The sequence below is a fragment of the Aminobacter aganoensis genome (genome assembly GCF_014206975.1).
Taxonomy (GTDB): Bacteria; Pseudomonadota; Alphaproteobacteria; order Rhizobiales; family Rhizobiaceae; genus Aminobacter; species Aminobacter aganoensis.
This window is the reverse complement of sequence record NZ_JACHOU010000014.1, coordinates 90,511-103,826: the sequence shown is the minus strand read 5'-3', so window position 1 is coordinate 103,826 and position 13,316 is coordinate 90,511. Positions and strand designations below refer to the sequence as shown.

Annotated in this window: 7 protein-coding genes; 5 read left to right on the top strand and 2 right to left on the bottom strand. The window is 63.7% G+C overall.

Features of this window, described 5'->3' with window-relative positions; all coding sequences use genetic code 11:
• Window positions 1–4: 4 nt before the first annotated feature.
• The 4 genes from araH (at window position 5) to GGR00_RS21270 (ending at window position 3,996) form a co-directional block, all read left to right on the top strand.
• Window positions 5–955: an L-arabinose ABC transporter permease AraH gene (gene araH / locus GGR00_RS21285; protein ID WP_184700975.1), complete on the top strand. Its 951-nt coding sequence runs from the start codon at window positions 5–7 to the stop codon at window positions 953–955.
• Window positions 956–963: 8 nt separating this feature from the next.
• Window positions 964–1,842, top strand: a complete 879-nt coding sequence (locus tag GGR00_RS21280; RefSeq protein WP_184700973.1) for an aldose 1-epimerase — start codon at window positions 964–966, stop codon at window positions 1,840–1,842.
• A complete protein-coding gene (locus GGR00_RS21275; protein ID WP_184700971.1) occupies window positions 1,839–2,621 on the top strand; it encodes an SDR family oxidoreductase in 783 nt (260 codons plus the stop codon). Before GGR00_RS21280 ends, GGR00_RS21275 begins: the two co-directional genes overlap by 4 nt.
• Before the next feature lie 184 nt (window positions 2,622–2,805).
• Window positions 2,806–3,996, top strand: a complete 1,191-nt coding sequence (locus tag GGR00_RS21270; protein ID WP_184700969.1) for a calcium:cation antiporter — start codon at window positions 2,806–2,808, stop codon at window positions 3,994–3,996.
• Here the strand turns inward: GGR00_RS21270 and GGR00_RS21265 are convergent.
• Entirely contained in the window at window positions 3,971–4,594 is a 624-nt protein-coding gene (locus GGR00_RS21265) for a PTS sugar transporter subunit IIA (protein WP_184700967.1), read from the bottom strand. The genes GGR00_RS21270 and GGR00_RS21265 overlap by 26 nt on opposite strands.
• Window positions 4,595–5,272: 678 nt before the next feature.
• On the opposite strand from GGR00_RS21265, the gene GGR00_RS21260 reads away from it, so the two are divergent.
• Window positions 5,273–6,613, top strand: a complete 1,341-nt coding sequence (locus GGR00_RS21260; RefSeq protein ID WP_184700965.1) for a TolC family protein — start codon at window positions 5,273–5,275, stop codon at window positions 6,611–6,613.
• Here GGR00_RS21260 and GGR00_RS21255 read toward each other — a convergent pair whose 3' ends face one another.
• On the bottom strand, window positions 6,614–13,084 hold the full coding sequence (locus GGR00_RS21255; RefSeq protein WP_184700961.1) for a type I polyketide synthase: 6,471 nt from the start codon (window positions 13,082–13,084) through the stop codon (window positions 6,614–6,616). It lies immediately after the preceding gene.
• Window positions 13,085–13,316 lie beyond the last annotated feature (232 nt).

The following is a 13,316-nucleotide window of genomic DNA, read 5'->3' as shown; positions in this document are numbered from 1 at the left end:
CGGCATGACAAATTCCTTCAAGAAGATCTTGCTCGGCGACCAGGGGCTGGTTGTCATTTTCGTACTCGCCTTCGTTCTGGTGTCGATCTTCGTCCCCAACTTCCTGACCGAACGCAACATGCTGGGTCTGCTGCAGTCGGTCGTGACCGTCGGCATAGTCGCCTGCACCATGATGTTCTGCCTGGCGGCGCGCGATTTCGACCTGTCGGTCGGTTCTATCGTCGCTTTCGCGGGCATGGTCGCGGTGATGGCGTCGAATGCGACGGGATCGATCACCATAGGCATACTGGCCGCGCTCCTTTGCGGTGCTACCGTCGGCTTGATCAATGGCGTCGTCATTGCCAAGTTCCGGATCAATGCGCTGATCACCACGCTTGCGACGATGCAGATCGTTCGAGGCCTGGCGCTGATCTCGTCGGATGGCCGCGCTGTCGGGATCAACGATCCTAATTTCTACCAGCTCGCCCTGTCCAAGTTGCTCGGCGTGCCGACGCCGATCTGGGTGCTGCTGGTACTGTTCGTGGTTTTCGGCTTCGTGCTCAATCGAACCGTCTTCGGCAAGAACACATTGGCCATCGGCGGCAATCCGGAGGCTTCGCGCCTCGCCGGCGTCAATGTCGATCGCACTCGTATCTGGATCTTCACGCTGCAGGGGGCCGTCTGCGCCATAGCCGGCATCCTGCTCGCCTCGCGCATTACCTCAGGGCAACCCAATGCGGCTGTCGGCCTGGAACTGTCGGTCATCTCGGCCTGCGTGCTCGGCGGCGTGTCGCTGGCCGGTGGCCGGGCCGCGATTGCCGGTGTCATCGTCGGCGTGATGATCATGGGCATCGCCGAGAATGTCATGAACCTGCTCAACATTCCGGCCTTCTACCAGTACATCGTTCGCGGCGTGATCCTGCTGCTGGCCGTGCTGCTCGACAATCTTCGTTCGAATGCGCTCGGACGGCGTTAAGTTGCCCGATGCCCGATTTCATCACGCTCGAAAATGATCGCCTGGCCTTGCGTGTCTGTGCGCAAGGCGGAGCAGTCCTCGACGGGGTGACCCAAGACGGCCGTCCATTTCTGCGGCCCTACGCGGGTGGCGCGTTCGACGTGCTGCGTTCGGCCTGCTTCCCGTTGGTTCCGATCGGCAACCGCGTCGAAGGCAATGGGTTCGAACTCCGCGGCAAATGCTATCGCTTCCAGCCCAACACCGCCGAGCCAAGCTATATCCATGGCGACGGCTGGCTCGCGGAGTGGAGCGTCGAGGACACGTCGTCCGTGCATGTGAGGTTCGCCTTGCAGCAACTGCGGCCAGCCAACTCGCCTCATGCCTATCGTGCGGTCCAGACCGTTGCCATCGATGGAGCGACGGTGCGGCTGGAGCTTTCAGTGACAAACCGAGGCAAGGAAGCACTGCCATTCGGCATCGGGTTCCATCCCTATTTTCCGCGCACCGAGGCCACGAGCCTCATGGCTCCGGCGGCGACATGGTGGACAGAACGCGAGGGCTATCTGCCCGGAGTACGCACGCCGATCCCCGTCTTGGCCGACTTCTCTGCCCCGCACCGCTTTCCGCGTCGCAGGCTGAACAATTGCTTCGAAGGCTGGAGCGGTGAAGCCAGGATCGTCTGGCCGGAGGTTGGGCTTGCCGCCGACATTGCGGCCGATCCAGTCTTCTCCAGATACATGCTCTACGCGCCCGAAGACGATACGAGCTTCTTCTGCCTGGAGCCGATGTCCCACACCCCCAACGCGCTGACGCTTGCCGGACCGGCGGCGCTGCACATGCTTGCGCCCGGCGAGGCACTGTCTGGGGGCTTCTCGATCACCGTTTCGAACCTAGAGGTCGTCCCATGAGCCAACGTCTTGCTGGTAAGCGCATCTTCCTCACAGGCGCGGCACAAGGCATCGGCCTTGCCATCGCCGAGGAGTGCCTGAAAGAAGGCGCGCGACTTTTCGTGGTCGACCGAGATGGCACCCTGTTGCGCGAGGCCATGGCGCGGCTCGGGGCAGGCGAGGGCATGTTGGCCCATGCCGAGGCAGACATTGCTGACGCCCAGGCGATCGCCGCCGCGATGGCCGCGGCCGGCAACGCCATTGGTCCGGTCAATGCGCTGATCAACAATGCCGGCATCAACGTCTTCAACACACCGCTGGAAACCACCGACGACGAATGGCAGCGCTGCTTCGACGTCAATCTCAAGGGTGCATGGAACTGCTGCAAGGCGGCGTTGCCGGGCATGATCGCCGGCGGCGGCGGAGCGATTCTCAACATCGCCTCGACCCACTCCTTCACCGTCATTCCGCACACCTTTCCCTATCCCCTCGCCAAGCACGCCTTGCTCGGAATGACCAAGTCGCTGGCGCTCGAATATGCGGCCGCCGGCGTGCGCGTGAATGCGCTGGCGCCCGGTTATGTCGAGACGCAGAAGAACATCGACTACTGGAACAGCTTTCCCGATCCGGCAAAGGCGCGCGCCGAGACGATGGCGCTGCATCCGGGCAAGCGCATCGCCTCCACGACCGAGATTGCCAAGGCCGCGGTGTTCATGATCTCCGACGAATGCCCGTTCATGAATGCCGCCAGCCTCGTCGTCGACGGGGGCTTGAGTGTGCTCCAGCACGCCGTCGACTGACGCTTGGTTGAGCATCCCGGATCAGGGCGTTAGCGGGCAACGCGGTTGCACCTGCCGCGTAGCTGGACACCGGTAGGGCCCGGTGCTATCTCCTGCGCAGCAGCCGGGTGTCGGTTGCTTACGCAACAGGGACGACCCGTTGCGACCTAGCATTGAGGGGACGACCCCGACAGGGGTCAACGTGATGTCCTCTCCTGCAATAGCCAACACCTCTCCTTCGCCCGCATCTCTAGGTGAGTTGTTCCCCAAGGTGACCATAGCCCGGCTTCTGATCGCCTGGGCGGTCGTGATCGCGTTCCAGATCGGGGGGGCTTCCTGGCTTGCCGAACCGATCTCGCCTGTCGTCGCCATCGTCTGTTTCGTGGTGCTGTTTGCCACGATCCTGACTGCGGCTTTCGGAGTTGTGCGTGAGGCCGATCACCTCGCCCACCAGCTTGGCGAGCCTTACGGCACGTTGATCCTGACCCTGTCGATCGTGTCGATCGAAGTGATCCTGATCGCAGCCGTCATGCTGGGGCCAGGCGAGGCACCCACGATCGGCCGGGATTCGATCTTCGCCGTGATGATGATCATCCTTAATCTGGTGACTGGCATCTGCCTGCTGGTGGGCGGTCTTCGCTATGGCGAGCAGGAGTACAATGCCCAGGGCGCGCTGGCCTATGTTTCGATGACGGTGCTGCTTACGGGAACGGCACTCGTGCTGCCGAACACGCTGAGCACCGGGAACGGCACTTTTTGGCCGGCTCAGGCAGTCGCCTTTGCTGCCTTTACCGTCGTCCTCTATGGCGCGTTCTTGCTGATGCAGATGCGCGGCTATCGCCGGCTTTTCATGCAGCCCGAGCCGGGGGCGCTGTCGATATCTGTCCAGAAGGGCAGTGGGCAGGATGCCGGCGCAGCGCATCCGAAATCCGTTCTGGACACCCGAGGCAACATAATCCGGTCGATCACCCTGGTCGGCATGATGCTTCCGATCATCCTGCTGGCCCATGATCTGGCGATCCTGATCGACCACGGCATAGAGCTCGCGGGTGCGCCTGTGGCTCTCGGTGGAGTCTTGATCGCGATCATCGTCTTCACGCCCGAGTCGATCACGGCGATCAAGGCGGCCCTGCGCAACGAAATGCAACGTGCCGTCAATCTTTGCCTCGGTGCGTTCGTCTCGACTGTCGGCCTTACGGTTCCGGCGGTGCTGGTGGTCGGGCTTGTCACCGGGAAGACCGTCGTCTTGGGCATCACCCCGACGGAGACGGTGCTGCTGCTCCTGACGATCGGCCTGACAGCCTTTACATTCCTCGGGCAGCGGACTTCGGCCGTGCAGGGCCTGATGCACCTGATGTTGTTCGCGGTGTTCAGCGTCCTGCTGTTTGTTTCCTGAGCCATGACATGACGGCAGCCTGTTGAGCGGCTGCCGTTGTCTCGCGAGATGCGCCGTCGCGCCCGCCATCTGGAGTGCCTGGCTCCCTGGGGAGCACAGTCTCCATGTCGGGCATCGGAGAGGGACAGTCGTGAGTGACGACCGGCACTTCTTCGCAACGGTCGAAACAGCTCAGCACCGCGGCGGGCGTTGTCGCTTGCCGGATGAGGTGTCGCGTTGTCTGGTCGCGGAAGGTGCGAGCCACGTAGGACAGGGCCGGCAGGAAAGTGCCCAGGTTGCTGCGTGGCCAAAGCAAGCCGAACAGGATGTCTACCGGAGCGTCGTCGATCGCGCCAAAATCGATTGGCTCTTTCAGGCGCGCCATGCAGGCGACCGGCTTGGAAAGCCCATCCATTAATGCGTGTGGAATTGCGATACCCCATCCGACTCCCGTCGCTCCCAGGCGCTCGCGCGCCAAAAGTTCGAGGCGGATGGGCTTGTCGTCGATGCCCGCTTTGGTTGCGAGCATGACCGCAAGCTTGGCCAATGCAGAATGCTTTTCCTTGGCGACAAAGGCCAAGTCGATGCCGTCTTCCGCAAGGATCTCTTGGAGTTGCATGGCGGCCTCCGTGCGTACTTGCCAGCGTCGTGCAGCACGCGAGTTGCAGCGCCGACAGACTCAAAGGGAACGGGAATGGGGGCCTGGCTCTCCCGGACGCCCGGCCAGGGGTTCGTCGACGTCCGGGCTAGGTTCCTGCTTTGAGCTTCCCTGGCTCAGTTCGTAAGAACGGCATGAATTTCATGTCTTATTGGTAGCTGTTTCAGCCTGTCAATCAAGCCGATAGATTCGAAACGGCCTGCGATAAAGAATATTTGAAGCTAATTTCGAAAAAAATGTCGCGCAATTGATGAGGGCAATTTCAGGGTTCTTATCCGTCTATTGGCGTCGTTCAGAAGACGCGTTCGGGTAATGCATGGATGGCTTTCCGATATTGTTCCTTGCGACGGAAAAGGCTGAATTCCGGGCGTTTGCGCGTATCATCGGTTCTTCGTGGCACCACTCAGGGAACCGAACAATAGAGGGCGCGCAGCTCTTGCGACGCTGAAATGACCTCAAGATGTTGTCAACTTCCAGTGGGAGCCCAAAGGAATGTTGCAAGCTGTCGTTGACCTCGGCCATCATGTGTTTACCATGCCTTAACCGTGTTTGTTTACCACCTGGTTATCATTACGGCGTGGTCCCTCGACCCGCCCCGCGTGCATGAACTGGTCTAAGAAAACGGGTTGGCGATAGCTGATGTCCTACTACAGAACGGCTGTAGCGGTTTTGAGTGCCTGCGTTGCCCTTGCCGGCTGCGCCAGCGGCGCTGCTCGCCAGGCGTCTGCTCCCGAGCCCGCCAAGGTCGTGACCGGTACCGTCAGCAATTTGGCGTCGATCAATACCCATCCGGAAATATTGGCCGCCGATGCGCGGCGCGATGCAGCCGGCGAGGAGATTGCACGCGCGCGGTCGACCTTGCTGCCAAACGCTGGCATCGAGGCGAGCGCCGGAGTTGCCGCCGGCGATGGCGACGAATTCGACTCCCGCACGACCGGCAATGCCTATTCCTACGCGCTGACGGTCGACATCCCGCTCTACCAGGGCGGCAGGGGACAATCGGCGGTGGCCGCGGCCAAGGCGGACTACCGTGCCAGCGGCGAGGTCGCCAATGATCGGCGCGTCTCGGCCGCCTATGAACTGGCACTGGCGCTGATCGAGGTCCACCGCCAGAAGGGCGCCGTGGAGATACTGGGCAAGCAGGCAGCCATTCTAGGCAGCCTCAAACGCGGTATCGAAACTGAATTGAAGGCTGGCGCGGCGAGCCGTGTCGACGTCGATGACGTTGGGCGCCAGCTGTCGCGCCTGTCGGTCGAGCGTGAGCGCGCCAGGCTGCTGATTGCCCAGGCAAGCCGCACCGCGCTCCGGCTCGGGATCGCGCCCGAGACGAAGCTGCCGGAAGTCTCCAGGCTCCAGCTGCCGAGCGAAGAGCAGGATCTGATCGAACTGGCCGTCAACAACAATCCGCGCGTCAAGGAGCGCGATGCCCGCGCCGATGCGGCGAAGGCCCGGGTCAGCCAGGCGAAGGGCGACCTGCTGCCGACGGTGTCAGCCGGTCTGAGCGTGCGGGGTGGCGAGGATACGCTTCCCGGCGTCGACCGCCATGTCGCGGGTCGTGGCGAAGTCCGGTTCTCCATGCCGATCTACACGGGTGGCCGCGTCAGCGCCGGCATCAGGCAGCGCAACGATGAAAACCGCGCGGCGGTGTTCGAAGCCGATGCCGCGCGAATCGGTGTAACCGCCGCGATCCGGTCCGCCTTCGACCGCCGCGTTCTGGCAAAGCGCATGCAGACCCTCGCCCAGGCGGAACGGCGCAATGCCGCGTCGGCCCTCGAGGGCGTGCGGGCCGAACGCAAGGTCGGCGAGCGCTCGACTTTCGACGAGATCAGGGCGATTGCCGACCTCGCCAGCTCGGAAATCAACCTCAACAATGCGCGCTACGACCTGATCGCCGCCGAATACACGATCGCGGCGGAAACGGGGCTGGTCGGCGAACTGTTCGGCGTGCCGGGCGTCCAGCAGACGGCGGACGCCGAATAGCTATTCCGCCGCCATGCCGTAGGCGCGCGCCGGTTCCTTGAGCCGCTTCCGGATCCGGTCGGCGAGAATGCGCACGAAGGGCTCGAGCACCATGCTGTCGTGGTCGCCGGGTACCTCCTGCACGGTCAGGTCGGCGGCAAAGGGCGTCCAGCCATTGTCTTCCATCGCGACGTTGCGGCCGTCCTGCAGCATGCGGCCACCGCTCAGGCGATAGATGACGTTGAGCTTCGGTCGAAGCAACAGCACGCTGCCCGCATAGGGCTTGAGCTCGTAGCGTGGCAATGCGGCGCGGAAGGCGTTTTCGATCGCCAGGTTGTGGAACTGCTCGGAGGCCTGTTCGGCGTCCTCGGCATCGGCGCGGCCCGCGACTTTCTCTTTCCAGCGGCGGCGATTGTCGATCCAGTTGGCAATGAAATTGTGCCGCTCCCGGCGTAGATCCTGAAGCTTCATCGAGAACCGGTCAAGCACCGACAGTGGCGGCTGTGTTGGCAAGGGCGTGTCCAGCAGGATCAATTGCGCGACCTCTTCGCCTTCGTCGCGTAGCTGCAGCGCCATCTCGTAGGCGACGAGGCCACCGCCGGAGAAGCCGCCCAGCAGATAGGGCCCGTGCGGCTGGATGGCGCGAACTTCCCTGAGATTGTCGCGCGCCATCTCGACGAAGTTGTCGTGAGGTTCCTGGTCGCCATAGAGACCGCGTGCCTGGAGTCCATAGACCGGCCGGTCGGTGCCGAGCTGCATGGCCAGCTGGCGCAGATTGAGCACGTTGCCGAACATGCCGGCGCAGAGGAAGAACGGTGTAGCTCCGCTCGCCCGACCCGCGCTCATCGTGACCAGGTGCGTGGCCTTTTCGATCCTGGCTGTGTCGTTGTCGGAGGTGGCGGAACCTGTGGTGCCAGCATCCATAGGCGTGACCTGCTTTCCGATCAGCGCCGCGCATTCGGCAATGGTCGGCGCCTCAAACAGCACCGAGATCGGCAGGTCGAGTGCGAATTGCTTCCTGATCATGCGGAATAGCCGCACCGCAATCAGCGAATGGCCGCCAATGTCGAAGAAGCTGTCGTGGACGCCGATCTTCTCGACGCCGAGCAATTCGCTCCAGAAACCGGCGAGCGTGCGCTCGATCTCATCCCGGGGCGCGACATAGTCGTTGTCGAGATCGGGGCGTTCGAAGACCTCGCCCGAACCCTGCACTTCGGCGCGCGGTTGGGCCGCGCGCTTGCGTAGCGCGCCGAGGTCCATCGAGCTGACGATCGGTTGCGGCTGGCCGGTGGCGAGCGCGCGCAGCATGGCGTCGAAACCCTCGGCCGGCAGGATGCCTTGGCTCACCTGTGCGGCAAGCTGCAACGCGGCCGGCGACAATGGCTCCTTGTCGTCGCCCGCAGGCTTGCGTGCGCGGTCAACGCGCTGGGCCGAAGCCAGGGCAAGGTCGTCGTCCAGCCGCTTCATGACGAAACGTTCGATCTCAGCGACGATGTTGCCGTCTGGTGTGGCGATGGTGATGTCGAAGGTCGCGAAGCCGTCACCGAGATCCGATGCCTCGCTCAGCCTTGCCCAGCTGACGATCGCCTCGGGCAGCCTCATGTAGAACGCGATGCTGCCATAGGACATCGGCGCCCACAGGGCGTGGGATGTTGCATGGCCGGGGGCGAGGTCGAGCGCAAAGCCGGTAGCGATGTCGAGCAGCGCCGGATGGGCTATGAAGCCGGCGATGTCGCCGCGATAGGCCTCGTCGAGCCTGAGTTCGGCAAGGGCCTCCCGATCCCCGCGGGCCAGCGAGCGCAACACCTTCCAGCGTGGACCGAAGCGGATGTGATCTTCCTGTACCGAGGGAAGGGCAGCCTTACCCTCGGCGCGTTGCCCGGCGATCAGCCGCGCCGAGGCGGCGGCGACATCGGCAGCGGCATGCGGCTTGGCGAGACGCTTGCGCAGGCTCGCTTCGGCATGAACGGTGAAGCCTTCCGACATGAGTTCGGCGTCCGCTGCGGTGACGAGCGCGTGCTGACGATCACCATCGTTGGCAAGCCGTACGCGCAGGATCTTGTCGCGCCCGTCATCCACTTCGAGCGGGCGCAGGAAGAAGAGATCGGCAATATCGCTGCCCTGGTCGATGCCATACTCCTTCATAGCCTGGGCAATGATTTCTATCGTGCCGGTACCCGGAAGGATGGCCTGGCCGGAGACCAGCCGGTGCTCGTCGAGCATCCAGTGGCTGCGCGGTGAAATGCGCGCCTCGAGCCACACATCGCCTTGCGCGTCTTCCACCCAGTCGGTGAAGAATGGTCCCTGAGCTTTGCCGCGATGCGGGCTTGGCGCGTCGGCTTGCCCGGCCTGGCCGGTGGCGCGCGCCGCCAGTCCGACAGCGTTCCAGACGCCCCAGTGGAGTGCTACGGTCTTGCGCGAGCCGTCGCCAAAACGGCTATCGGCATAGGCGTTGAGGTAGGCATTGGCGGCGACGTAGTCGACCTGCCCGGCGGGAGCCGTGTCGGTACTGGTCGACGAGAACAGGACGAAAAGATCGAGAGGCCTGTCGCGGAAGACCTCGTCGAGAACCACGGTGCCGCGCAGCTTGGGCGACAGCACAGTCTCCATCTCTTCCAGAGACTTCAACTGGATCAGGTTGTCGTCGACGAGACCGGCCGCGTGGAACACGCCATTGATGCCGCCGAATGCGGCGCGTGCCTGGTCGGCCACTGCAGTCATGTCTTCGAGGTTGCCCACGTCGGCGGTGACGTAGAGCACTTCCGCGCCCTTGGCCTCCAGCGCCTGGATCGCTTCGATGGCGCGGCGCGTCCGGTCGTTGCGCGAGAGCGGGAGGGTCAGGGTCGCCCATTTCTCCCGAGGCGGCAATTCGAGCCGCCCGGCCAGGACCAGCTTTGCCTGGAAACGCGATGCGAGTTCGCCGGCGACGACCTGAGCGAGATCGCCGAGACCACCGGTGATCAGATAGACGCCGCCTTTGCGTAGCAAGGCACTGTCGGCATTGGCTTCGGCGAGCGCCAGTTTCTTGTAGCTGCGTATCCAGCGCTTGCCCTTGCGGTGGGCAACCGTTTCAGAAGCGGGCGCAGCGAAGATGTCGTCCCACAACTGGTCGAGTTGCTGGCCCTGCAGCGCGGTATCCAGGTCGCCTGCAGGCTTCCGCGTTCGCATGAAGCCGCTCGTGCCTGGCCGAGACGGCGCAGAATGTTCAAGATCGACGAGGCGGACCGTGGCCCCCGCCATTTCTTTCGGCATGACCAGGGCTGGACCGACGATGGTTGCCTTTTCCGGATAGGGCAGGGGTTCGGCACCGACCCGCTGCATGCCGTTGGTCACCACGGTGATCTGCGGCTCGAAGCCCTCGATGTCGCCAAGCGCCTGGGCGATGAAGAACAGGCTCTGGAAGCCGCGTTCCTGGTTGCGGTTGAAGAAGTTCGAACCCGGGCGGAATGTTTCCTCGCCCGTCGTGAGCCAGAGGTGCACGATCCGCTCGGGGATGCCGCCGTCGCCAGCGAGACCTGAGAACAGCGCATCATAGCCCGGCCGTTCCTGTTCGGCGCACAGTGTATAGTTGCCACTGTCGTGCCTGACGAAGCTGTCGCCGGCCTTGACGGTCGCAACGCGATGATCCTTGGCGCGAAGCCGTTCGACCAGCGCCGTACCAAGACCGGTATCGTCCATGAAGACCAGCCAGGATTCCGGCCGGGCATCGGCGTCGATCGTCACGTCGGCCAAGGCCTGTTTCCAGCTGGGCTGGAAACCCCAGTCCGTCATGTCGGGCAGCTTGCCGATGAAGTCCTGCTCGTTCTCATTTGTCACCGCCGCGACGCTGCGCTCGATGAAGTAGCGCTGGTGCTGGAACGGATAGGTTGGCAGCGACACGCGCCGCGCACCGCTGCCTTCCCACAGCTTGGCAATGCTCACGTCGAGACCGGTCGCCCAGGCACGGCCCAGGGCGGCGAGGAAGTGGACCCGGTCGTCGGTCGCCTCGTCGGGATGCGGCAGGCTGTTGATGACCTGGTTTGCCTCGACGCCCGGCTGAAGCTTGACCAGCGACGACAAGGCGCGGCTCGGTCCGACTTCGATGTAGACCCGCCCCGGCTGCGCCGAGACCGCGGCGAGACCCTTGGCGAAATGGACCGTCGAGCGGAGATGGCGGACCCAGTAGAGCGGGTCGCGGGCCTGCGCGTCGCTGAGCCACTCGCCGGTGAGGTTGGAGACGATCGGGATTGACGGCGCGCGCAGGTCGATGCTGTGCAGGAACGCTTCGAAGCGCCCGAGGATCGGATCCAGCATCTGCGAATGGGCGGCGATGTCGATTGCGATGCGTGATGCGTCGATGCCGCGTTCGGCCAGCCTGAGGCCCAGCGCCTCAAGGTCTTCGTTGCGGCCCGAAACGACGCAGAGTTCCGGCGCGTTCACCGAGGCGAGGTCGAGCGCAGGGTTCATGTGCTCGGAAAGTGCTTCGGGCGACAGCGGCACGGACAGCATGCCGCCAGCCTCGACCGTGTCGAACAGTTCGCCGCGCAGGCGCACGAGATTGACGACATCGCGGAAGCTCATGACGCCTGCGATGCAGGCGGCGGCATTTTCGCCCATGGAGTGACCGATCAGCGCCGACGGCTTGACGCCCCAGCGCATCCACATACGGGCAGTGGCGATTTCGACGATCAGGATGGCGGGAAGCTGCACCGAAGGCCGCAAGAAGTCGCTCGCCGCCCGGGATGGGTCAGTATCGGCCGCGAGCCAGACGCGGCGGATCTCGGTTGCGGCTTCCGGGGTGAGATAGTTCAACCCCTCATCGACTGTCGCACGGAAACCAGCGTCCTCGGCGTACAGGCTGCGCGTCATGCCGACATGCTGTGCGCCGCCGCCCGGGAACAGGAACACAGCGTTGGCAGCCTCGATCGTGCTGTGGGTGTGGACGCGCCTCGGTTCGGAACCGGAGAGAAGCGCTACGGCCTCGTCGCGTCCGCGTGCTGCGACGGCGCGGCGGTGCTCGAAGTGCTTTCGGCCGGTAAACAAGGTGTGCGAGACATCGGTGAGCGGCAGCGCCGGCCGTCGCGTGATTTCCTCGCCGATCTGGTCCATGGCGCGGTCCAGCGCCTTGCGGTTCTTGGTGGCAAAAAGGAAGAGCTGCGGCTCGCTGTCGCCCCTGGCTGCGGCGGCTATCGACTTGGGTGCGGCCTCGAGGATGGCATGGGCATTCGTTCCACCGACGCCCAGCGAGTTCACGGCCGCGCGCCGCGGTCCGGAAACTGCCGGCCACGGGGTCAGCTTGTCGTTGACGACGAACGGACTGCGCGCGAAGTCGATTGCCGGATTGGGCTTCTCGAAATTCAAGGTCGGCGGCATCTCGCCGTGCTTGAGCGCCAAGGTGGTCTTGATCAGGCTGACAACGCCGGCAGCGGTGTCGAGGTGGCCGATGTTCGACTTCACCGAGCCGACGCGGCAAAAGCCGGTGCGGGCGGTGCTTTGCCGGAAGGCCTGGGTCAGCGCCTCGATCTCGATCGGGTCGCCAAGATAGGTGCCGGTCCCGTGGCACTCGACATACTGGATCTCGTCGGCGGAAACACCAGCAAGGCCTTGCGCCTCGATGATGGCCTCGGCCTGGCCGGTGACGCTTGGCGCCAGATAGCCGGCCTTGCTGTTGCCGTCGTTGTTGACGGCCGTCGCCTTGATGACGGCGTGGATGATGTCGCCATCGGCAATCGCGTCGGACAGGCGGCGCAGGACGACCACACCAGCGCCGCTGCCGAAGACGGTGCCGTCGGCGCGGTGGTCGAACGCGCGGCAGTGGCCGTCGGTCGAGAGAATTTCGCCGTCCTGGAACAGGTAGCCGCGGCGATGCGGCAATTCGATCGTGACGCCGCCGGCCAGCGCCATTTCGCATTCGCCGGCAAGCAGGCTCTGGCAAGCGGTGTGGATTGCGACGAGCGAGGTCGAGCACGCCGTCTGGATATTGACGCTCGGTCCACGCAGGTCGAAGGCGAACGAGGCGCGCGTGGCGAGGAAGTCCTTGTCGTTGCCCGTGTGACGCAGCAGGAACATGCCGACCTGGTCGACAAGTTGGCGATTGCTGCAGACGTTGAAGTAGAAATAGGAGCCCATACCGCAGCCGGCGAAGACGCCGACGGGACCGGCGCTGGAATCGGGCGTGCGCCCGGCGTCTTCCATCGCCTCCCAGGCACATTCGAGGAAGTGCCGGTGCTGCGGATCCATGATCGCCGCTTCCTTGGGGCTGAGCCCGAAGAAGTCGGCATCGAACATCTCCATGCCGGGAAGTTCGGAGGTGCGGCGCACATAGTTGGGCAGATGCATGCGCGCGGCCGACTCGCCGGCAGCCAGCAGTTCGTCTTCCGTCAGGTCGCGGATCGACTCCACGCCGCCGCGCAGGTTTTCCCAGAATTCTCGGACATTGCGGGCGCCCGGCACGCGAAGCGCCATGCCGACAATGGCGATGTCGTTCGGAGACACCTGATCGGTTTCATACATCGCGTAATGCCCCGAGAGCCTATTATTCCGTTGGCAAGCCAAGCCTGGATACGGGTAGCACAGTAGCCGATATCCAATCGTCCTGCCGATAGGCTCATTCTAAGAAACACGTAGAATGAAAACGGCGTTAAGCTTTCCGCTGTCAGGTCAGACCCGCAGCCCCTGCGACGATATTGATGCCACTGTCGCGCTACAGCCTTAACCAAACATTGAAGTCCTGATGGAAAACAAG